The 23,411-nt window shown below is 39.8% G+C and carries 20 protein-coding genes; 10 read left to right on the plus strand and 10 right to left on the minus strand.

All coding sequences use genetic code 11. The features are described 5' to 3' along the window. The first annotated feature begins 380 nt into the window (after positions 1–380). Together NE668_RS08230 and NE668_RS08235 are read left to right on the plus strand one after the other, a co-directional pair. The gene (locus NE668_RS08230; protein WP_227037182.1) at positions 381–1,445 is read left to right on the plus strand and encodes an efflux RND transporter periplasmic adaptor subunit; all 1,065 of its coding nucleotides are present in this window, start codon (positions 381–383) and stop codon (positions 1,443–1,445) included. Further along, positions 1,442–4,504, plus strand: coding sequence for an efflux RND transporter permease subunit (locus NE668_RS08235; RefSeq protein WP_227037183.1), 3,063 nt, complete (start codon positions 1,442–1,444; stop codon positions 4,502–4,504). Before NE668_RS08230 ends, NE668_RS08235 begins: the two co-directional genes overlap by 4 nt. Before the next feature lie 194 nt (positions 4,505–4,698). Here NE668_RS08235 and NE668_RS08240 read toward each other — a convergent pair whose 3' ends face one another. The 9 genes from NE668_RS08240 to dnaA form a co-directional block, all read right to left on the minus strand. Further along, a complete protein-coding gene (locus tag NE668_RS08240) occupies positions 4,699–5,016 on the minus strand; it encodes a YbjQ family protein (RefSeq protein ID WP_004692937.1) in 318 nt (105 codons plus the stop codon). A 206-nt stretch (positions 5,017–5,222) separates the two neighbouring features. Then, positions 5,223–6,704 carry an amino acid permease gene (locus tag NE668_RS08245; protein ID WP_008601859.1) on the minus strand — a complete coding sequence of 494 codons (1,482 nt, stop codon included), beginning with the start codon at positions 6,702–6,704 and terminating at the stop codon, positions 5,223–5,225. Between the two features lie 10 nt (positions 6,705–6,714). Next, positions 6,715–8,616, minus strand: a complete 1,902-nt coding sequence (gyrB, locus tag NE668_RS08250; RefSeq protein ID WP_227037184.1) for a DNA topoisomerase (ATP-hydrolyzing) subunit B — start codon at positions 8,614–8,616, stop codon at positions 6,715–6,717. A gap of 77 nt (positions 8,617–8,693) precedes the next feature. Beyond that, positions 8,694–8,942, minus strand: a complete 249-nt coding sequence (locus NE668_RS08255) for a hypothetical protein (protein ID WP_058948347.1) — start codon at positions 8,940–8,942, stop codon at positions 8,694–8,696. A 13-nt stretch (positions 8,943–8,955) separates the two neighbouring features. Continuing rightward, positions 8,956–9,858 carry a DciA family protein gene (locus NE668_RS08260; RefSeq protein WP_155085727.1) on the minus strand — a complete coding sequence of 301 codons (903 nt, stop codon included), beginning with the start codon at positions 9,856–9,858 and terminating at the stop codon, positions 8,956–8,958. Beyond that, positions 9,845–10,945: a DNA replication/repair protein RecF gene (gene recF, locus NE668_RS08265; RefSeq protein WP_227037185.1), complete on the minus strand. Its 1,101-nt coding sequence runs from the start codon at positions 10,943–10,945 to the stop codon at positions 9,845–9,847. Before recF ends, NE668_RS08260 begins: the two co-directional genes overlap by 14 nt. A gap of 3 nt (positions 10,946–10,948) precedes the next feature. Then, positions 10,949–11,182, minus strand: coding sequence for an RNA-binding S4 domain-containing protein (locus NE668_RS08270; RefSeq protein ID WP_004692943.1), 234 nt, complete (start codon positions 11,180–11,182; stop codon positions 10,949–10,951). Between the two features lie 157 nt (positions 11,183–11,339). Then, positions 11,340–12,452 carry a DNA polymerase III subunit beta gene (dnaN, locus tag NE668_RS08275; RefSeq protein ID WP_024061177.1) on the minus strand — a complete coding sequence of 371 codons (1,113 nt, stop codon included), beginning with the start codon at positions 12,450–12,452 and terminating at the stop codon, positions 11,340–11,342. 326 nt (positions 12,453–12,778) lie between these two features. After that, entirely contained in the window at positions 12,779–14,353 is a 1,575-nt protein-coding gene (gene dnaA / locus NE668_RS08280; RefSeq protein WP_227037186.1) for a chromosomal replication initiator protein DnaA, read from the minus strand. A gap of 1,046 nt (positions 14,354–15,399) precedes the next feature. On the opposite strand from dnaA, the gene rpmH reads away from it, so the two are divergent. The 8 genes from rpmH (at position 15,400) to rsmG (ending at position 22,254) form a co-directional block, all read left to right on the plus strand. Continuing rightward, positions 15,400–15,534 (plus strand): 50S ribosomal protein L34, encoded by a 135-nt coding sequence (gene rpmH, locus NE668_RS08285; RefSeq protein ID WP_004692946.1) that lies wholly within the window; start codon positions 15,400–15,402, stop codon positions 15,532–15,534. A gap of 79 nt (positions 15,535–15,613) precedes the next feature. After that, positions 15,614–15,973 (plus strand): ribonuclease P protein component, encoded by a 360-nt coding sequence (gene rnpA, locus NE668_RS08290; protein WP_004692947.1) that lies wholly within the window; start codon positions 15,614–15,616, stop codon positions 15,971–15,973. Between the two features lie 48 nt (positions 15,974–16,021). After that, positions 16,022–16,243, plus strand: coding sequence for a membrane protein insertion efficiency factor YidD (yidD, locus tag NE668_RS08295; protein ID WP_012865047.1), 222 nt, complete (start codon positions 16,022–16,024; stop codon positions 16,241–16,243). Positions 16,244–16,413: 170 nt separating this feature from the next. Next, complete coding sequence (locus NE668_RS08300) at positions 16,414–17,079, plus strand: YidC/Oxa1 family membrane protein insertase (protein ID WP_227037187.1); 666 nt, start codon at positions 16,414–16,416, stop codon at positions 17,077–17,079. Between the two features lie 11 nt (positions 17,080–17,090). Continuing rightward, a complete protein-coding gene (gene jag / locus NE668_RS08305) occupies positions 17,091–17,888 on the plus strand; it encodes an RNA-binding cell elongation regulator Jag/EloR (RefSeq protein WP_227037188.1) in 798 nt (265 codons plus the stop codon). A 181-nt stretch (positions 17,889–18,069) separates the two neighbouring features. After that, positions 18,070–19,455: a tRNA uridine-5-carboxymethylaminomethyl(34) synthesis GTPase MnmE gene (gene mnmE / locus NE668_RS08310; RefSeq protein ID WP_227037189.1), complete on the plus strand. Its 1,386-nt coding sequence runs from the start codon at positions 18,070–18,072 to the stop codon at positions 19,453–19,455. Between the two features lie 50 nt (positions 19,456–19,505). Next, entirely contained in the window at positions 19,506–21,377 is a 1,872-nt protein-coding gene (gene mnmG / locus NE668_RS08315) for a tRNA uridine-5-carboxymethylaminomethyl(34) synthesis enzyme MnmG (protein ID WP_227037190.1), read from the plus strand. Between the two features lie 124 nt (positions 21,378–21,501). Then, complete coding sequence (rsmG, locus tag NE668_RS08320; RefSeq protein WP_021148800.1) at positions 21,502–22,254, plus strand: 16S rRNA (guanine(527)-N(7))-methyltransferase RsmG; 753 nt, start codon at positions 21,502–21,504, stop codon at positions 22,252–22,254. A 297-nt stretch (positions 22,255–22,551) separates the two neighbouring features. Here the strand turns inward: rsmG and NE668_RS08325 are convergent, their stop codons facing one another. Next, the gene (locus NE668_RS08325; RefSeq protein WP_004698072.1) at positions 22,552–23,409 is read right to left on the minus strand and encodes a methylenetetrahydrofolate reductase; all 858 of its coding nucleotides are present in this window, start codon (positions 23,407–23,409) and stop codon (positions 22,552–22,554) included. Positions 23,410–23,411 lie beyond the last annotated feature (2 nt).

A 23,411-nucleotide genomic window follows, 5' to 3' on the forward strand; every position in this document is an offset into this window, starting at 1 on the left:
GAACTGTACCCCAAAAATTGGACATATTTTTGGGTACAGCTCAATCAATAGAGGACTCACTTTTTTTGCTACATTTTTGTATTCATAAAATAAGTAATACATATACTGGCAAAATATAGATTACTTTTAAAAATTATCGTTAAAATATATCATCAATTATATAAATTAATTATATAATTCTTTTATTTTCTGCATAAAGGCTAGAACTTTCAATATAAATATAGTATTATTAAATTGTATAAAATATATAATTAGTTTTTTCTATAAAATATATAATTAGAAATTAGAGTTTTCTAATATACATATAGAGTCCTATGATTACTACCTATTTGTAGTTCTGTGTCATAGGGCTTATATGCGGTAGTCAAAGGAGAGATTCTATGAATCAACGAATCATAGCAACCATAGGCGCCCTATTAATAGGGACCGCCATCATAAGTGGTTGTGGATCAGAAAAGCCCCCTGAAGATACAAGTCTCAAGGTGCGCACCATCACTATAGGTGAAGAGTCTGGAACTACTGATGCTGGCTATGCAGGCACCATTCATAATAAAACAGAAACAAATTTAGCCTTTCAAATTGGAGGGCGTATCATCAATAAATTTGTAAATGTTGGTGATGTAGTGCAAGCAGGCCAAGTCATTGCTCAAATCAATGGTTCAGATACATCAGCTCAGTTGCAAAATGCTGAAGGTGCTGTAAAAGCTGCTCAATCGGCCTACAAATTGGCAGAAACCAATGCTAAACGATACCGCGAACTCTATGCACAACAAGCGATTAGTAAATTGCAATTAGACCAGGCTGAAAACCAATTGAATGCCACATCTGCTCAATTACAACAAGCACAGGCAAGCCTTAATTTGAGCAGCAATCAAAATAGCTATACTAATTTGACGGCCCCTGATACAGGTATTATTACAGCTTTCAATATTGAAGCAGGACAAGTCGTAGCAGCCGGTCAAAGCGTTGGTACCTTAGCGGCCGGTCACGACCCAGAAGCAATTATTGCCCTTCCTGAACAAGAATTGAGTAAAATTCATGTAGGGAGCCCTGCTACTATTACCTTCTGGGCTCTACCTAATGTAACCGTGCAAGGTGTAGTACGTGAAATTTCACCAGTTCCTGACCCTGTAGCCAGAACGTATACCGTAAAAATTACCTTACAAAATGCGCCTAAAGAGGTACAACTAGGCATGACAGTCAATGCTAATCTATCTACCACAGATAGTACCAATATTTCTATTCCGTTAACGGCTCTTGTAAAAGACTCTAACGGCAATAATGCGGTCTATATCATCCGCGATAAGAAGGCTCATCTTGTGCCTATCAAGACTGGTGAGTTCGGTAAGAACTCCGTCATCGTCACATCTGGTTTAGCTAAAGGTGACATTGTCATCACCGCAGGTACCCAACAATTACAAGAAGGGACGGCGGTTAGTCAATGAAACAATTTAACTTAGCCGAATGGGCTCTTAAACACAAGTCCATTATCTACTACTTCATGGCTGTGCTCCTCACCTTCGGTATCTTCTCATTCACCCATATGGGACGCATGGAAGATCCTGATTTTACGATGCGCACCATGGTGGTCGGTGTTGCTTGGCCGGGGGCTTCTCCACAAGAAATGTCGGATCAGGTAACGGACAAACTCGAAGAAAAACTACGCGACCTTCCTGGTGTAGATTATACAAAATCTTTCACAGATGGCAGCAAATCCGTTATTTATATCAATTTAAGAGAGGATTTGCCATCCGATAAAATTCGTCCCGCTTGGGAAGAAGCGCGGAATATGATCAACGACGAATGGAAATCATTGCCTGCAGGCGTTCAAGGACCGACCATTAACGACAGGTTCGACGATGTATATGGCATTATCTATGCCATCAGTGGTGATGAGTATTCGTACGAAGAAAAACGACAACAAGCAGAAGACTTAAAACGTCAGCTTTTATCTGTTCCTAATGTTAAGAAAATCAGCCTCATTGGGGTGCAACAACAAACCCTCAATGTAACCATAAACAAGGATAAACTCGCATCCTATAAAGTCAGTACACAACAGCTGTTAACAGCGCTTAAACAGCAAAGTATGATGGTTCCAGCTGGTGTGATTACAACGGATACAAACAATGTATATCTCCGCGTCAATGGCCTATTCGATAGTCCTCAAGCGGTGCGAGATATGCCGATCCGCATCAATAATCAAACCTTGCGCCTCGGTGACATGGCTGATGTAACCATGACCTACCAAGACCCTAGCGATCCACAGTTCTATTACAAAGGTAAGCCAGCCATTGGCATCGCTATCTCCATGGATGCAGGGGGCAATAATATCGAATTCGGCGAAGCTATCGATAAAAAGCTAGCAGAATTGAAGAAAACCATCCCTGCAGGACTTGAACTCGATCAAGTATCTAACCAGCCACATATTGTTAAGGAATCTATTGGGGACTTCTCTCAATCCTTATTTGAAGCCATCGCCATCGTATTGCTCGTAAGCTTTGCATCCCTTGGCTTGCGAACCGGTGTTGTAGTAGCCCTCACTATTCCAGTCGTTGTGTCTACCACATTCATTTTGATGTATGAAAGTGGCATTTATCTGCACAAGGTTAGTCTAGGTGCATTAATACTGGCTCTAGGCCTCCTCGTAGACGATGCCATCATCGTTGTAGAAATGATGAGCGTTAAGCTCGAAGAAGGTTGGGGACACTTTAGATCTGCAACCTTTGCTTATCAATCTACAGCATTCCCTATGCTATCGGGTACGCTCATTACCTGCGCTGGCTTCTTACCATTAGCATTAGCACAAGGCATGGTTGCAGAGTTTACAAAATCTCTATCCATCGTTGTATTTATGGCGCTCATCCTATCTTGGTTCGCCTCTGTTCTCGTCAGCCCTGTTCTAGGTTATAAAATCATCGAAAATAAGGCTCCAAAACCTGAATCAGAATGGACCAAACGAAACCGTATCATGCACAAGCTCAGTGTTACATTCTATGATAAGTTTGAAAAACTGTTACATTGGGCCTTAGGCCATCATAAGGTCGTATTACTCATCACCTTAGGTGCCTTTGTGTTATCCCTACTTTCACTACCATTGATTAAACAGGAATTTTTCCCATCATCAACGCGTAATGAAATCATCGTATCTATGCAATTCCCTCAAAGTTCATCCATCGAGTACACCGCAAATCAAGCGAAGATCATCGACAAACATTTACAAGGTAACGAACATATTTCAACCTTTACATCTTACATCGGACAAGGTTCTCCACGTTTCGTCCTCACCTTGGAACCGGAATTGCAACGGAACAATTTCTTGCAGTACGTTATCGTTACTAAATCCTTAGAGGATCGCGATAAATTATATGCAGAATTGACGCCATACTTAAATGAAGAATTCCCTTCAGCCCTTGTAAATACTCAATTTGTACAAATTGGCCCACCATCTAAATATCCAGTGATGCTCCGCGTATCTGGACCTGATCAAAAGGTGGTAAAAGAAATTGCCAACAAGGTAAAAGACAAGATGCAAGGCGATAAGGATTTGCATAACATAGCCTTTGACTGGCCAGATACTGAACCAGTAGCCAATGTTCATATCGATCCTAACAAAGCTCGCTTACTCGATATCGATAGCTATGCCGTATCCTTGCACTTGCAAAGTCTATTGTCTGGTACTAAATCTGGTGAATACTACGAGGGAAACCAAACCATTCCTGTTACCTTCCGTTTAGGTGACAACGAGCAACATAACTTAAGTGCTCTTTCATCCTTGCCAATTCAAACAGGAAATGGCTCCTATGTACCACTTAGCCAAATTGCAACCATTACCATGACACAAGAGGATGGTATTATCTGGCATCGCAATATGATGCCAACCATTAGTGTGCATGCCAATGTAAAAGCAGGTGTATTGGGTAATGCGAAAACGAAAGAGGTTTACAAATCCTTACAAGACATTCGCGATTCCTTGCCTATAGGCTATTCTATTGACCTAGACGGCGCCGCTGAAAAGAGCGAAACAGCCGTTCAAAAGCTATTAACACCAATGCCGATTATGCTCTTTGTAATCATGACAATCCTCATGTTCCAATTAAAGCGTATCGCCCTCATGATAATGGCTCTACTCACTGCTCCATTGGGGCTAATCGGTGTTGTATTAGCACTCAATATTACGAGAACGCCATTAGGCTTTATGGCTATTCTAGGGATTATCGCCCTCTCGGGTATGATCATCCGTAACTCCATTATCTTATTAGACCAAATCGAAATCCACAAGGCAGAAGGCCAAGAACCTCGTGAAGCGATTATCAACTCCGCTACACTTCGTTTCCGTCCTATCATGCTCACCGCTATCGCAGCGATTTTAGGCATGATTCCTCTCATGGGATCTGTATTCTGGAGCCCATTGGCCATCGCCTTCAGCGGCGGCTTACTAGTGGCAACGGTTCTAACACTCATCGTATTACCAGTCATGTATGCAAGCTGGTATAAGGTAAAATAACTAATATTTAGCTAATAAAATATATAATATTAATCTAATAGAATGTCTAATATTTTTCTAACGAAATATCTAATATTTACGTAACATCATAAAATCTAGCATTAGCTAGTAACTTCATTTCCTTAGTAAAAATCCCCTAATCGTTGTGAAAGTTTACACTTAAACATCGATTAGGGGACTTATATTATTTATTATTAAACTACAACGGCTGTACCATTGCATGTAATCATAAGCATGCCATTTTGTGCACCTACTGTGCTGTATTGGAAGGATACGCCAATAATAGCATTAGCACCCAATTTAGAAGCTCGTTGAGACATTTCGTCGAGAGCTGCTTTGCGCGCATTCATCAAAGAATCTTCATAGCTGCCACTACGACCACCAACGATATCGCGAATGCCAGACATGAAATCTTTCACAAAGTTACGGCCTTCTACGACTTCACCAAATACAATACCTTTGTACTCTTGTACAGGTTTGTTTTCAATATGCATAGTTGTAGTAATAATCATAATTGTATCCTTTCTAATTGACTACAATATATTTTGATTTATTATAACAAGACTTTTAGAGAAAAACAAATATAAATATAGCTTTCACATAAAACAATTACATATTGTATCTCCAAAAATTACATACTATATATCAAAAATTTACATATTATACATCAAAAAAAGACCTGTTCACTACTTTCATAATGAACAGGTCTAATTTTATGTTATCTATCGAAGTCACGATCAAGGTTAACTTCTTTCAACGGCACAACTTTAGTTTTGTTGATGTATTTGTAACCAAGGTACACTGCGAAGAAGATTGGTAAGCCAATGTAGGCAACGGATACGCCGTACCAGTCGATGGTATCACCTGTGAAAGCGGAGTAGTTTTGACCACAGATGATAATGACGCAAAGAATGAACGCCAAGATTGGGCCAACTGGGAATAACCACGCTTTGTATGGCAATTCACTAAGATCTCTGCCTTGTGCAATAAAAGCACGACGGAAACGATAGTGAGATACTGCGATACCAACCCATGCGATGAAACCGCATAAACCAGAAATATTAACAATCCATGTATAAGCTGTACCTTCACCGATAAAGCTTGTAAGGAATGCAAATAAACCGATTGCTGTCGTTAAGATTAACGCAGGTACTGGAACACCACGTTTATTTAACTTAGCAAAAATTTGAGGTGCTTGACCTTCCTTAGCGAGTGCGTACAGCATACGCGTAGAAGAGTACAGACCAGAGTTACCAGCACTCAATACAGCCGTTAAGATGATAGCATTGATAAAGCTAGCAGCAAAGGCAAAACCAAAGCGGTCAAATACGAGTGTAAATGGAGAAATAGATACGTTCTCTACACTAGAGTTCAACAGATTTGGATCTGTGTACGGAATCAAGAAACCGATAACCGTGAAAGCACCGATATAGAATAATAGAATACGCCAGAAGATTGTATTAATCGCTTTTGGCACATTCTTTTCAGGGTCTTCCGCTTCACCAGCGGCTACACCGATTAGCTCAGTCCCTTGGAAGGAAAAACCTGCTACCATAAAGATAGCCAGAATAGATTCCCAGCCACCTACAAATGGAGCTTCTCCTACGGTCCAGTTCGCAAATCCTGGAGATGTGCCACCGATACCAAAGATAAGCATGAAGCCACAGAATAAGAATACGAATACGGTAATTACCTTGATGCTAGAGAACACATATTCACTTTCACCAAAGGAACGAGTAGATAAATAGTTCAAGCCGAATAAAATGAACAAGAACAGAGCAGACCATACGATGGCAGGTACATCAGGGAACCAATATTTCATGATGAGCGCCCCTGCTAATACTTCAGCAGCCAAGGTAATAGCCCAGTTAAACCAGTAATTCCAACCTAAGGCAAAACCAAAGGCAGGGTCTACATAGCGTTTTGCATAAGTCCCGAAGGAACCTGGAATTGGCAAGTACGTAGCCATTTCCCCAAGAGATGTCATGAGGAAATAAACCATGATACCGATGAGGCCATAAGCTACAAGAGCACCACCAGGGCCTGCTGTACTTACAACTTCACCACCGGCAACGAATAAACCTGTACCGATAGCACCACCTAAAGCAATCATATTCATATGACGCGCTTTTAAGGACCGTTTTAGGTGTTGATCTTTGTTAGACGTAAACTCTACGTTACTATTATGATTTTCAGACATGGGTCACCTCTTACAAATCTAGATTACGCACGTATTTTGCGTTATCTTCAATAAATTTACGACGAGGCTCTACCTTATCACCCATGAGGACCGTAAAGATTTTGTCGGCTTCGATAGAATCTTCTAAGCTAACTTGTAGAATCGTACGATTTTCAGGGTTCATCGTAGTTTCCCATAATTGTTCAGGATTCATTTCACCTAAACCTTTGTAACGTTGGATTGTAGTACCATCGCGGCCTACTTCATCAAGTTTAGCAGTCAACTCTGCATCAGAGTATACATACCAATGAGATTTACCCTTCTTGATTTGATACAAAGGTGGTTGAGCAATATAGATATGACCTTCCTCTACCAATGGTTTCATATAGCGGTAGAAGAATGTTAACAACAATGTACGGATGTGAGCGCCGTCAACGTCCGCATCTGTCATGATGATAATCTTGTTATAACGGGATTTTGTAATATCGAATTCATCGCCAATACCTGTACCAAAAGCGGTAATCATGGAGCGAATTTCGTTATTAGCCAAAATCTTATCGAGGCGTGCTTTTTCTACGTTAAGGATTTTACCACGCAATGGTAAAATCGCTTGGTAACGACGATCGCGACCTTGTTTTGCAGAACCGCCTGCAGAATCACCTTCGACTAAATAAATTTCAGTCATAGATGTATCTTTTTCGGAGCAGTCCGCCAATTTACCAGGAAGGCTAGATACCTCCAACGCATTTTTACGGCGTGTTAAGTCGCGGGCTTTACGAGCGGCCTCACGAGCACGGCTTGCCATCGTTGCTTTTTCGATGATTTTCTTCGCATCTTGAGGATGTTCTTCAAAGAATGTTTTAAGACCTTCTGTAACGATAACATCTGTAATACCTTTAACTTCGCTATTGCCAAGTTTAGTTTTTGTTTGACCCTCAAATTGAGGTTCCAACACTTTTACAGATACGACAGCTGTCAAACCTTCACGCACGTCTTCACCTGAAAGATTAGACTCATTTTCCTTGATCAAACCAGATTTACGGCCATAATCATTGAGGGTACGAGTCAAAGCAGCACGGAAACCAGATAGATGTGTACCACCGTCAATAGTATTGATATTATTTACAAAGGACAACAAGTTTTCGCTATAGCTATCGTTATATTGCAATGCCACATCTACCACAACGTCATCTTTTGTATTTTCAATGTTGATAACAGTTGGATTAATTGCTTCTTTATTTTCGTTCAAGAAGGTAATGAAAGAAATCAAACCACCTTCATAGTGGAAACTTTCAACACGAGGTTCCTCTAGGCGCAAATCGCTCAATGTAATACGAAGGCCTTTGTTAAGAAATGCCAATTCTTGTAAACGCATTTTCAATGTATCAAAGCTGAATACGGTAGTTTCAAAGATTTCTGCATCTGGCTTGAAAATAACTGTAGTACCAGTTCCTGAAGCCTTGCCGATTTCGTGCAACTCGGAAGTTTTATGACCACGAGCAAAGGAAATCTCTTGAACAATGCCATTTTGAGATACTTGAACCTTAGTCCATTCACTCAACGCATTAACTACGGAAATACCTACGCCATGAAGACCACCAGATACCTTGTAACCGCCACCGCCGAATTTACCACCTGCATGCAATTTCGTTAATACTAACTCTACCGCAGACATACCAGATTCATGCATCCCTGTTGGAATACCACGACCATCATCGACAACAGTAACACTGTTATCTGGATTGATGGATACTTCGATATGTGTAGCGTAACCAGCAAGCGCTTCGTCTACAGAGTTATCTACAACTTCGTATACGAGGTGATGCAAACCACGAGCAGACGTACTACCAATATACATCCCTGGGCGTTTACGCACTGCGTCTAGACCCTCAAGAACCTGAATATTCTGAGCGCTATAATTTTGTTCAGGCATGAAACAAACTCCTCCTAACAATCTATCATACTGTACTTGATTGAAATAAAGTGACAAAACATGTACAGGATTAAACTTTATCTCTTTATTATACTATAAAACTCATCAATCCGTCTCATTAAAGTCTTAATACTGATACCAGATCCATACACACAAGCATCAGTGACCACGTATGTCTTAATTTGCTCCTCTGGCACCATGGCGATATATTCTAGCGTTTCATAGTGATGAATAGGACTTTTATGGGACTTTCCGCCCTTGGCATGCACCATCGTAATGATGGATTCTATAGGCACGGAAATGGTATCTCCAATATGAACGTACATAAGAATGCCCCCTCTACTTTTCTAATGTCCCATTAAGAGCATCAATTTTGCGCTGTTCTTCTTCAGCGAGGAACTTTGATCGATATTTATTACACAAATTGATGACGTGCTGATCTGTCAACTCATCAGGCTTTTTGTGGGTGATGAGCATGGCCACCATAAACATATGACGGCGATTGATAGATCCTTTATAAATCTTATCTAGGTAAAAGTATATGGATTCTCGCATCGCTTCTGCAAAGTTTGGAAAACTACACTGTATAAATTGCTGGCAGTCGCTATATTTAAAGTACGGATATTTTCGAATAACAGCTTTAATCTCCTTAATATGTTTTCGATGCAATTCATATTCACAGGTTGGACAGATTTCCTTTTTAGATTTCATATGCATGCCACATCGCTTACAACGATGGTATCCATGCTGCTCTAAATAGATTTCTCTCTTACGAGCCGTAATCTGTACTTTCCGGAAAGCAGCTTTTAATGCTTCGTTATCCGTTTGTTTCAACGATGTATCAATGGCATCTACGTCTTCTTTTGAAAGCACGATATCTGCAAAGTTAATACGTTTTGTAATAATTTGTTCATCAGGAATCGTGAGAGACGTGTTATTTTCTACTTTCACATAGCTCTGACGTTTCATGATGAAGCGAATATCGGTGATTACATCTTGACGGTAATACTTATTGATAGCCTCGATAATACGTCGTTTTTGCATCTGTAATTCCTGCATCCACATGGAATTATCTGTACTAATAACCATATTTGGAGGCTTGATGGACACAATTTTTGTATGATCCGCGATAACATCACCTACTACATCACGCCACTTATGAACAAGGGTATTTAATTTATATTGTTCCAGTAAATTCAGTTCTGCTAAGGCCTTTGGTAAACAAAGATCAAGGCTGTCCATACTGAACCTGTCCCCCTTCACAAGAAATAAATTGAACGGATTTCAAATCTTTAAAATCGTGAATATCTGTAGTGGTAATAAATGTTTGAATTCGTTTATGAATAAACTGCAATAAATTCGTTCGTCTCGACTCATCAAGTTCGCTCAATACATCATCCAAGAGAAGAACTGGATATTCTCCTACCTCTGACTTGATAAATTCAAGCTCACTCAACTTTAAGGACAATACAGCGGTTCGTTGCTGACCTTGGGATCCAAATTTCTTTAAATCCATAGCATCGGAAAAAAATTGTAAATCATCGCGATGAGGGCCAACGCTAGTACTCAATCGATGACGATCCTGCGGCAACGCTGCTTTAATGCGTTCGTAAAAGCCTTCCTTTGTATATTCCAATGCACCATTGTCCATATACGGCTGTTCATAACCAATGGTTAAATTCTCAAGGCCACCTGTCAATTTACGATTCATCAAATCAATGAGCAAATTAATTTTTTTTAAGCTTTCTAATCGTTTCTTTACGATAAAGCTCGCCATATCTGCTAGCTGCAAATCCCATTCTTCAAGAGGAATATTATTCTTTCCTCTATATTCTTTTAGAACTGCATTTCGTTGCTGTAACAGCCGATTATACTGCATCAATTGATGATAGTAAATAGCGCTGGTCTGAGATATTTCCATATCGAGAAAACGCCTACGTCCAGACGGAGTTCCCTTGATAAGCTGTAAGTCTTCAGGACAGAAGATAACTGTATTTAATGTACCAATCAGTTCTTTTTGAGATATTTTTGTGTCGTTTAATCGAATATCCTTAGGACCTTGACGGAATAATTTAATATTTACCTTTTGAGGCGTATCCTTTTTCTCGAACTTTACCACAATGCCAGCTTCCTCAGCATTGAACATAAGCATATCCGATGTATCGTTAGTGCGATGGCTTTTACCAATCGTACCAACATAAATCGATTCGAGGATATTCGTCTTACCAGCCCCATTAGTGCCATGTAGAACGATAATCTCAGGATTAAACTGTATCTGTACATCCTTATAATTTCGAAACTGGAATAATTGCAGTGAGTCAATTCTCACCGATTATGCCTCCTCTTGTGTAATCACGAGGTCTACATCAAGACCTTCACAAGAAATCACATCACCAACGCGGCATTTCTTGCGCTTTTCCGTTACAACCTGACCATTCAAGGTAAGGATGCCTTCATCGATGAAAGATTTTATTTGACCACCTGTTTCAATGATACCTTCTAACTTCAACAACTGATCAATTTGAATGTACTCCGTATGAATGGGTACCTGCTGTTGCTCTTTCATAACGTTCTCCTAAAGTAGACAATTAACATAAGCATATATATCATACTGAGTCCAGGTCGCTCGCTGGGCATTTTTCTTCGAAAAATTGCACGCTCCGACCAAAGTGATGTGTGTCTCCCATCGTCGCTACCGCTCCTCTGTTAGCTCACACCCTACTTTAAGCATTTGTGCGAACTGGTGTTACTACGTATGTATAGTTTGGATTATTGTCTTGGCGAATGACAACAGGACCATTTTGTTTTAAGAACAAGTGGATATTGTCACCTGTGCTGTGACGCAAAATGTCAGAGATGTAGCGACCGTTGAAGGAGATTGTGAAAGGTGTACCTTTAAATTCAACAGCTACGTCTTCTTTTGCCATACCGATTTCAGTATTTTGAGTAGACAATGTGACATTACTTTCAGACCAATCATAACGAATTACATTATAGCTGATATCTTTAGCCAACAAAGATACGCGATCAACAGCACCAGCAAATTCACGGCGATCGATTACAGCGCTAGAATCGAATTGAGAAGGAATTACCTTTTCATATTCAGGATATGTGCCTTCGATTAAGCGAGAAATAATATAAATAGATTCAAAATTAAATACGATTTGTGTACGATTCCAAATGATATTGATCATAGCTGGATTATCTGTTGGTAATAAACGAGATACTTCAGCCAACGTTTTTGTAGGGATGATAGCGCGCATTGGAGTCGTTGCTGGTTCATCGATGGTAATTTTTTTAACAGCCATACGGTGTGTATCGGTAGCAACCATAGTCACTTCATTTTCATTGATTTCAAGAAGAGCACCGGTAAATACAGGACGATCTTCATCAGTAGCAGCTGCATAATTTGTTAAATCGATGAGTTCTTTCATAGCAAAGCTATCGATGTTTACATGATCTTGGTCGTGAATTTGTTCCACCAAGGAGAAATCATCTGGGTGTAATGTAACAAGATTAAATTCGGAAGATCCAGATGTGATGGTTAAAGAATTTCCGTCTTCTGGTTTGTAAAGTTCAATAGTATCGCCAGGTAATTTGCGAATTAATTCTTGGAAATATCGGGAACCTACCACTAAAGTACCAGGTTCTTTAATGTCTCCATCGATGGTTAAGCGAATGCCGAGTTCAAAGTCATTACCTTGCAATTCTACTTGACCATTTTTTGTAGTCATGTAAATAGCGCCTGGTAAGTTGGAACTTGTTTTATTTTGAGATACCTTTTGCAATACGTTAATTGCTTTTTGGAGATTTGCTTTTGGGAATGTAATATGCATATGTTACTCCTTTATGATTTTTATATATTGTAAAAGCACTAATAATTACTTGCTTTGTTTGTAATATTCAATGTTTACTATCGTAGATGCTCTATAGATATTCTACTGTAGATCTATTTCTACTGGTTTTTTGATTGTTTGTTAGTTTTAGTAGTAGTAATAGTAGGGGCCTGTTTATATGTGTAAAAGTGATTTGGCGCTACTAACTGTGTGAATTATGAGTTGTGTATAACTATGTTGATAGTTTGTACCTACTTATCCACATATTAACATCAAAGTATGAGTTTTAGGATATCCACAAAGTTATTCACCGTATATCCACAGAGTTATCCACAGGTTGTTAATTTCTGTTTAATTTCTGCAACCATTCGTTTAGTTTCTTCGTTTTTTTCAATTTCCTTCGTTATTTTATCGTACGCATGGAGAATTGTCGTATGATCACGAGAAAAAGCTGCTGCGATTTGAGGATAGCTTTCATTGATCATATCGCGGCATAGATACATGGCGATTTGCCGTGGAAATGCGAATTGGGCTTTTCGTTTCTTGCCGAGTAGGTCTTGCTTTTTAATATTGAAATAAGAACTTACAAAATTCTGGATGTTTTCAATATTAACCATATTCACCTCTTCGGTATGAATGAGGCCCGCCAAGGCGTGTTTTGTGTATTCTAGGTCGATAGATTCGAGACGTTGATCGATGGATGCTGTACCGATGAGCTTGGTAAAAGCACCTTGCAATACGCGGACGTTTTCGCTAAATTGCAATGCTACGTAGTTAATTGAATCATTATCGATGCGAATAATGCGATTCTTTTTATATTCTCGTTCGAGCAGTGACCTGAAGATGGCAATGCGCGTTTCTAAATCTGGATTTTCCATTGTGGCAATGTAGCCAGCTTGGAAACGAGAGCGAAGACGATCTTCGAATTGCTCCATATCGTTTGGCATCGTATCAGAGGTAAGTACGATTTGCTTGTTGTTATTTAATAATTCATTAAACGTATTAAACAGTTCAGTTTTCGTACTTTCACGGCTTTCAAGGAACTGAATATCGTCAATCATGAGCACATCGATATTGCGGAATGTGTTGCGGAACAATTTACCTTGGTTGCGCTGTAATGTTTCAACGAAAATATTCATAAAGTTTTCGCTCGTAATAGACATGACCTTCATATTTGGATGATTTTCCTTGATAGCATTACCGATGGCGTGCATCAAGTGTGTTTTGCCGAGGCCCGATGGACCATATATAAAGAGCGGATTATAGTCTCCACCTGGAAATTCAGCTACATTTTGAGCGGCTCCAAATGGTATTCGGTTCGCATTGCCCGTTACATAATTATCAAAACGGTATGCCGGATTGAGATTAGATAGTGATAAATCCACAGGTACATTGTCAGACTGTAATGTTGGCGTTGTTTCTGATGGTTTCTTTGGTGTCGCTACCATTGGTTCGTCTGGAATCTCCACAGGCGCTGGCGTGCGGTCGATATAGACAGGATCTTGATAGACTGGTGTGTAAAACTCCTCTTGATGAGCCTTTTCCTCTACTATAGGTGGTAAAGGCATCGGCGGTGCTACAACAGGCGTATCGATGAGATTTTCATCAACAAAGGTAGTATCTACACTTTCTTGATTGAAATCGAATAACACCATATCTCGATGGGAACCGATAACCGTAGTAATCGCATCCTGCAAAGCCTTGCTAATTTGCGGCTGCTGGTCGATTAAGTTTTTTACAAATGTTTGCATGACCCCAATATGGATTGAATGACTTTCGAGAGACATGGGAATCAACGATGACGTGACGCGCAAATACAATGCGTCAGGTAAATGCTGCATATTCTTTTTCGCCTCTTGCAATATATGCTCCCATATATTATTTAAATCAAATGATTGCATGACGTGCCTCTTGTGAATAACTATTGCGATAAATGTGTATAACTTTAGGAATAATGTGCATAACCATTGTAAAAGCTGTGGAAAAAACTATTATTCCTGTGAATAACTTGTGTATAACCTGTGAATAAGTAAAAATAAAAGTCTATTTTATATAGATAATTACTGACTTTTCAGTTTTTATAAATTAAAAGAGAAAAAATGTGGATAACTTCGAAAGTTATCCATCAAAAACCTATAAAAATATATAATTTTTCCTAATTTCAAGTATGATTGTACCAAAAAATAAGTAATTTGTCATTCAATCTGTGGATAACTTTTATAAACTGTTTATAATGTATATTTTAATTTTCTCTTGGTATATCTATTACTTTTGGGATAGGAAGTGAAACTACTTTTATCGCTCCATCCTGACGCAAGTCGCTCAAAAAGTAGTTTCACTTCCCCTCCTCCAATAAGATAATTTTTATGATTATTATACACATAGATGGAAAAGTAATTGATGAACATAACAACATCAACCTTCAGATAATCAAAAATAAATGATAGATAAAAATGACAAACTAGTGATTTTTCTAAAAGGGAGTCTTAGGAGCAGGAATAGATGTGGATTTTTGACCGACTTACGATGAGTATGGAGGGAGAAAACCACATCTATTCCTCCCCTCTCTTCAACTGGAGATCAAAACATAAATTTGCCAAAGTATAAAAAGATTTGAATTGTGAGTTCTTGTATGTTGATAAATTGATGTTACGTTTACATCGTGTAGTGGTGTTGAAGGTGACATTAGGGTTGCCTTAGGGAGGGAATATAGGGTCCTTTTGAGCGACTTTACGATGAGTATGGAGCGATGAAGGAGCCCTATATTCCTCCCCCTGGAAACGTAACATCAATTACAGGATAAAATGTGTAGTAGAATTATTTTCAGAAATACAAGAACTCACAGCAGAACCCCTTTATTATATTGACAAATTTACGTTTTACCTCTATAATTACCCTGTTATGGTATAAGTAAAACAATACAAAATGACGAGGAGGTGTTTTACTAATGAAACGTACTTACCAACCAAATACTCTTTGGAGAAAACGTACCCATGGTTTCCGTGAACGCATGAAAACTATTGGCGGCCGTCTCGTTTTGAAAAGAAGACGTGCAAAAGGCAGAAAACGCTTATCTGCATAATATAATAGCTGTTAGGCAGGAGAAAAAACTTGGCGCTGCTGCCAAGTTTTTCTATTCTTAGGACTTAAGGACAATGCATATGGATTATTGCCTTGATAAAGCAAGACGACTGACGCACAATAATGAATATCGCCTTGTGTATAAGCACGGTAAATACGAAGTAGGCCGCATGTGTGTACTGTATCGTATGCCCGTGGCAAAGCAACCTACTCGCATTGGTTTTGTAACAGGTAAAAAGGTTGGTTGTGCAGTGGAGCGCAACCGAGCTAGACGCCTGATGAAAGAGGTATATCGCCTCAATCAGCACGCCATTCGCGAAGGGTATCATATCGTAATTGTTGGACGTGGCCCTCTGAAAAACGCTACCTACGAAAAAGCGGAAAAGGAGATTTTGTATCTCTTGCGGAAAAGCAAATTATTGATACAAAATGATAAATAGGACCACAAGTTAGAGGCTTTGGTCCTTTTTGTGTATATGGAGGTTTCCATGAAACGCTGTATAACCATGCTTTTACGACTTTTAATTAGGTTTTATCAGCTCGCCATATCTCCCTTAAAACCTGGATGTTGCCGTTATTATCCGACATGTTCCACATATACTCTGCAGGCCATCGAAAAATATGGTCCTTTGAAAGGTAGCTGGATGGGTTTAAAACGCATTCTTCGCTGCCATCCTTTCCATAAGGGTGGCTACGATCCAGTGCCATAATCTATTTTAGATTAGGCTAGTTTTGTGGTCTGTGAAAGCAACTTTTACAATAACCATCTAGCACAATTTTGGAAATACCTGAGCATCTGTATGGATGAAATTTAGACCATACCATAACGATATATAGATGCGCAAAGGACGGTTTCGGACTGTAAGAAAAAGGAGAAACAATGGAATTTTTAAGTAGTATATTCCACCCTATCGTTGAATTGATGAGCACATTGGTAACCTATGCGTTCCAATTGACTCAAATGGTAGGCTATCCGAGCTACGGTGTGGCTATTATCCTTTTAACAATCGTTATTAAAGCGATTTTGGCACCACTTACTGTTAAGCAAATTAAATCCATGAAAGCAATGCAAGAGTTGCAGCCTCGCATGAAAGAATTGCAAGATAAATACAAAAATGATCCTGCAAAACTGCAAGCTGAAATGGGTGCATTGTACAAAGAAATGGGCGTTAACCCTTTGGCTGGCTGTTTGCCTCTATTGGTGCAAATGCCATTCTTGATCGCTATCTTCTATGCTTTACAAAGCTATCCATACGATCAAAATTATGTACAGTTCTTATGGCTTCCTAGCCTTGGCGAACCAGATCCAATGTACATCTTGCCAGTTTTGAGTGCATTATCCACATGGGTTATGTCTCGTCAAACTAGTAGCGGTGCAACTGGTGCTGCTGCACAACAACAAAAGATTATGACAATCTTTATGCCTCTATTCATTGGTTACATTTCTCTTAACTTCCCTTCTGGCTTAGTTATTTACTGGATCGTATCCAATGTGTTCCAATTTGTACAACAACATTTCATTTACAAAGGCTTAGAAGCTAAATAATAGGAGGCACTATGGAATTTATCGATGTATCTGCTAAAACCATTGAAGATGCCATTGCTAAAGGTGTAGCTCAATTAGCCGCTGAAGGCCAAGAATTGGTAGAAACTAAAGTCTTAGAACAACCTTCTAGTGGATTTTTAGGCATTGGTCGTAAACCAGCAGTTGTTCGCTTATTCTTCACCGCTTTAGCTCAATCTGCTACTGCAAAAGAAGTAGCTAACGCAGAAGAACAATCTGTAGCTATTGCTTCCGAACCAGTGGCAACAAGCGAAACAGAAGTACAAGATACAGCAGTTGAAACTTCTGAAGGTACTGTAGAAGAAAAACCTTCTAAAAAGGAACTTTCAAAAGAAGATCAACAAGAAATTGCTGAAAAGGGTAAACAATTCCTTGATGATATGTTTACACAAATGGGCCTTACTGTCGTTATCGAGAAGATGATGACGAAAGATAAGATTACATTCCAAGTACACGGCGAAGATTTAGGTATTTTGATCGGCAAACATGGTCAAACATTGGATGCTATTCAATATTTAACAAATCTCGTGGCTCACAAGGATGTATCTGGCCATTGCCATATCGTGGTAGATGTGGAAAATTATCGTTCTCGTCGAGAAGAAACATTGGTAAATCTCGCGAAACGTTTGGCTTCTAAGGTGAAACGCAACCGTCAAAAGGTTTCCTTAGAACCGATGAATGCTTTTGAACGTAAAATCATTCATACCGCCCTTCAAGGGGATAAAAACGTTATTACCAACAGTGAAGGGGACGAACCATTCCGTCACGTTGTGATTTCGTACAAAAAATAAAATATAGTGGTACAGCTTTCAAGTAACTGAGATTATCGGTTGCTTGAGGGCTGTTCCCTTTATTCTTTAGGTTATGGTGAAAGCTAACCTAAGTTAATCTTCGCGCGGGTAAGATTGGTTTAGTTTAACTTTCACAGGCGAAGAACATATAAAAGATAATAATCGAAATACGGAGATATGTATGTATATAGATGATACAATAGCGGCCATTGCGACACCGCCCGGCATCGGTGGGGTTGGTATTATTCGGGTCAGTGGCAAGGATAGTTTTCCTATTGTAAATAGCCTGTTCAAGAGCACTGGCACCGTTCCTTTGATGGACCGCCAAAATAGAACGATACAATATGGGACCATTGTGGACCCTGCAACTAACAAGACCATCGACGAGGTTCTTGTGTTATTGATGAAAGGTCCTCATTCCTACACGGCAGAGGATGTAGTGGAAATTCAGTGTCACGGCGGCATTGTGCCAGTTCGACAAATTCTGAAATTGCTCGTCAATCATGATGTGCGCATGGCTGAGGCCGGCGAATTTACGAAGCGCGCCTTTATGAACGGACGTATCGACCTCACCCAAGCGGAGGCGATCATTGATATTATTGAAGCAAAAACAGAGGACTCCCTCTCCCTCGCTGTGGCTCAGCTAGACGGGACTGTTTCATCCTTTGTGAAAGATGTGCGAGAACAGCTCATCGCTATGATTGCTCATTTAGAGGTAACCATTGACTATCCTGAGGAGGATATAGAAGACGTAACGAGCCAAGAGGTTCGCGATCAGTTGCAGCCTATTTTGAAAGCTATGAATGAATTGTTGTCTACAGCAAACACAGGCCGGCTAATTCGTGACGGTATTACAACGGTTATCGTAGGCCGTCCAAATGCAGGTAAATCGAGCCTCATGAACGCTCTTTTGCGCGAAAACCGCGCTATCGTAACGGATATTCCGGGTACAACACGAGACAGCATTGAAGAATATATGACCGTAGAAGGCATTTCTCTACGCCTCATCGATACAGCAGGTATTCGGGACACACAAGATACGGTTGAAGCCCTTGGTGTGGAGCGTGCTCGCGATTATATCAATAAAGCAGACATCGTGCTCTGCGTTATTGACGGATCTACTCCGTTAAACCCTGAAGAAATCGAAATTTTGACCTCTGTGAGCGGTTTAAATACCATCGTACTCCTCAATAAGTCCGATGTGGCTCAAGTCGTTACAGACGAAAATATTAAAGAATATGGAACCTTTACGGCTATTGAACGCATTAGTGCTAAAGAAGGCGAAGGCTCTGCAGTTCTCTCTAAATGGGTACAAGAACTCGTCTATGGTGGTCGTGTAAAACAAGACAATAGCGCCATGATCAGTAATGTGCGCCACATCAGCCTCATGGAACAAGCGAAGGCACAAGTCGAACAAGCCCTCTCCTCTATCGACATGGGCATGCCAGTAGACTTTATAGCCACCGACCTGCGTAGCGCTTGGGAACTACTAGGCGACATCACGGGCGATACCATCCGAGAAAGCATGATAGATGAATTGTTTAGTCGTTTTTGCCTTGGTAAGTGATTTAAACTTTTACAATAAGATAAGTAACAAATATAAGGAATTTAATTGATATGTACACAGTAGATAATTATGATGTCATCGTCATCGGTGGTGGTCATGCTGGTTGTGAGGCGGCCCTCGCCGCTGCCCGCATGGGTCATCGCACGTTGATGGCGACCATCAGTTTAGATAATATTGCGCTTATGCCGTGCAACCCTGCCGTGGGTGGCCCTGGTAAAAGCCATCTTGTTTACGAAGTTGACGCATTAGGCGGTCAAATGGGTATCAATGCGGATGCTACAGCTATCCAAATGCGTATGCTCAATATGGGCAAAGGACCTGCCGTTCATTCTTTGCGCTGCCAATCTGACAAGATTAAATACCAACATTTGATGAAACGAACATTGGAGAATACAGATAATCTCAATGTTAAGCAAATCATGGTGACAGAACTTAAGGTTGAGGATGACAAGGTAACAGGTATCGTTACAGAGCTTGGTGAATTCTATGGCGCTAAGGCTATTATTCTTTGTACAGGTACCTATTTGAAAGGTAAAATCCTCATCGGTGATATCGATTATGTGGGCGGTCCAAATGGTCAACGCGTAGCAGAACATTTCTCTCAATCCTTACTCGATAATGGTATTGAATTGATGCGCTTTAAAACGGGTACACCAGCACGTGTAGATAAACGTACTTTAAACCTCGAAAATATGGTAGTTCAAGAAGGCGATGCACATCATCACGCATTTTCCTTCATGGATGAATGGATTAATCGTAATGAAGATGTATGTTGGTTGACCTATACTAATAAAGAAACGCACGAAATCATTCATAGCAATATTCACCGGGCTCCTATGTATAGTGGCAAAATCGAAGGCGTAGGCCCTCGTTACTGTCCTTCCATCGAAGATAAAGTAGTGCGCTTTGCCGATAAAGAACGCCATCAATTATTCGTAGAACCAGAAGGCACGGGTACAAATGAAATGTATGTACAAGGTATGAGTACGTCTCTTCCAATGGATGTACAATATGCTTTCTTGCGTACCATCCCAGGTCTTGAGAATGTTGAAATTATGCGTCCTGCCTATGCTATCGAATACGATTGCTTGAATCCAATGCAATTGACACCAGCACTTCAAGTGAAACATATTGAAGGTCTCTACTCTGCAGGTCAAGCCAACGGTACATCTGGCTATGAAGAAGCGGCTGCTCAAGGCCTTATGGCTGGTATCAACGCAGCATTGTGGATTCAAGGAAAGGAACCGTTCATCCTTGCTCGCTCCGAAGCGTACATCGGTGTTCTTATCGATGATCTTGTAACAAAAGGTACAAATGAACCGTACCGCATGATGACAAGCCGCAGTGAATACCGTCTATTGCTTCGTCAAGATAATGCAGACCTGCGTCTTACAGAAAAAGGCCGTGAAATCGGTCTTGTAAAAGACGATCGTTGGGCCAAATTTACAGCCAAGAAAGCTGCTATCGAAGAAGCAATGGACATGTTACGAAATACACCTGTCAATCCATCCAAGGAAACACAAGCTTTGCTTGAAAGTCTAGGTACAGCACCTATTAAAACAGGTATTCATGCTTATGATTTAGTAAAACGTAATGAACTCTCTTACGCCATCGTAGCCGATGCATTTGGTTTGAAACGCTATACACCTGATGTAGAGGAAGCTGTCGACATTTCTATTACTTACGAAGGGTACATTAAGAAGCAAATGGAGCAAGTCGATAAGGTTCGTAAACTAGAAGAAAAAATTCTTCCAAAAGAATGGGAATATACACAAATCAAGGGCATTTCCCTTGAAGCTCAACAAAAGCTCAACAAAATTCGTCCTCACTCCATCGGCCAAGCAAGCCGTATCTCTGGCGTATCACCTGCGGACGTATCTGTTCTGTTGATCCAACTCGAACAATACAACAGAAGTAAATAAAAATAGCATGTAATAACATGCATTTTATATGAACTTTTTAGAAGATATTTCTTACAGATTTTAAAAGATATTTCCTACAGATCTTATTGTCCTATACATATTAGACAATTCATTAGGAGTACTTATGAAAGAAAAATACGATGTGCCTATAGCACCTCAGTCTGAATTTGTTTCGTACATGATGGAGCAAATGAGTCATTTTGGCTTGCCTTGTACGGAAGAGCAAGCAAAAGACTTTTACATGTATTATGCGCATATGATTGAAACAAATAAATATCTCAATTTAACGGGTATTACGGATATGAAAGAGGTCGTGGTTAAGCACATGATTGACTCCCTCTCCTGTTATGATTCTGAAATTATCAAATCTGGCATGACGATTATCGATGTTGGTACCGGTGCAGGTTTCCCTGGTATTCCATTGGCTATCTATGACCGTAGCCTCAAGGTTACCCTGTTTGATTCTTTGAAAAAGCGGCTTACCTTTTTGGAATCGGTTATAGATGAACTAAAACTGACGAACTGTACTACCTTACACGGACGTGCGGAGGATTTGAGTCATCAAGATTACCGTGAAAGCTTTGATATTGCTACGAGCCGTGCCGTGGCACGCTTGCCGATTCTTTTAGAATGGACTGTGCCATACGTAAAAGAAGGTGGATACATAGTTGCTTTAAAAGGAGCTATCTACGAAGAAGAAGTGAAAGAATCTAATAAAGCCCTTAGCACACTAAAAGCTACTATCGAAGAAGTAAGGACCGTTACTTTGCCAACCTTAGAGGATAAACGAGCAATCGTGTATATAAAGAAAATTGGAAAAACACCAAAACAATATCCACGAAAACCAAAAGAAATCAAAGACAAACCGTTAGTATAGCAGTTAATGATTTAGGCGTAGAAACTAATATAAATAAACTCTATGCTATATTGCTACATAAAGAAAAAGAGGATGCAAATCTTAGATCTGCATCCTCTTTTTTTTCTTAGTAACGAATTAGTTCGCATTCCCTCCCCTACCCTATATCTATTAAATGATATCGTTTACAACAAAATTATATATTTTGTTCACTATATGAGGCGGAGATAAAGATACATATAACACCTTTCCCTAAGAACGACTTAGTTCACTATGGAGGTCGTGGGAAAGGTGTTATATGTTAATCTTAGAATGACTTTATACGTGGTCAATAATATATAATGTTGTATCGATATCATTTAAAGGCATAATATGTACGCCTGCTGCCATTTTCTTGATTTGTTCAAGTGTTTCGATTGCAATTTCTGTACCCGCCTCTTTACCACCTTTTTCCATGCGGTCCAAGATTTCTTGAGTAAGATTGATTCCAGGCACTTTTTCATGGAGGTATGTAGCCATTTTAAAGCTTTTAAGTGGAATCAAACCAAGCATGATAGGTACATCGAATTCAGACATCTTGTCAATGTAGCGTTTTGCCTGTTCTAAATCGTAAATTGGTTGTGTTTGTACAAAGTGAGCGCCATTTTGAATTTTAGCAGCTAATTTTTGGCGTTCAATCTCTAAATCTGGAGCACCAGGATTACCAGTTGCACCGATGTAGAAGTTCGTAGGTGCGTCTAGGTCATTACCTGCAAGGTCTTTGCCTGCATTTAATGTCTTAGCGATGTTGAGTAGTCCCATACAGTCGACTTCAAATACGGATTGTGCAAATGGATGGTCCCCATTATCTGGTTTATCACCAGTGAGTGTTAAAATATTATGCACGCCCAAAGCTGCTGCACCGAGTAATTCAGATTGCAATCCGATAATATTACGGTCGCGGCATGTAAGGTGGAAAATAGTTTCAATTTCTTTGTTATGTTGTAATAAATAAGAAAGAGAAATTGGGCTCATGCGCATTTTGGACATAGGGCTATCAGCGATGTTGATAGCATCCACCTTCCCTTTCAAACGGGCTGCTTGTTCGAAGGTCTTTTCTGCAGAACTGCTTTTAGGAGGATCCAATTCAACAGTAATGGTGAACTGCCCTTGTTGATGTTTTTCTCGTAATGTCATCA

The organism is Veillonella parvula (assembly GCF_024461875.1).
GTDB lineage: Bacteria > Bacillota > Negativicutes > Veillonellales > Veillonellaceae > Veillonella > Veillonella parvula_I.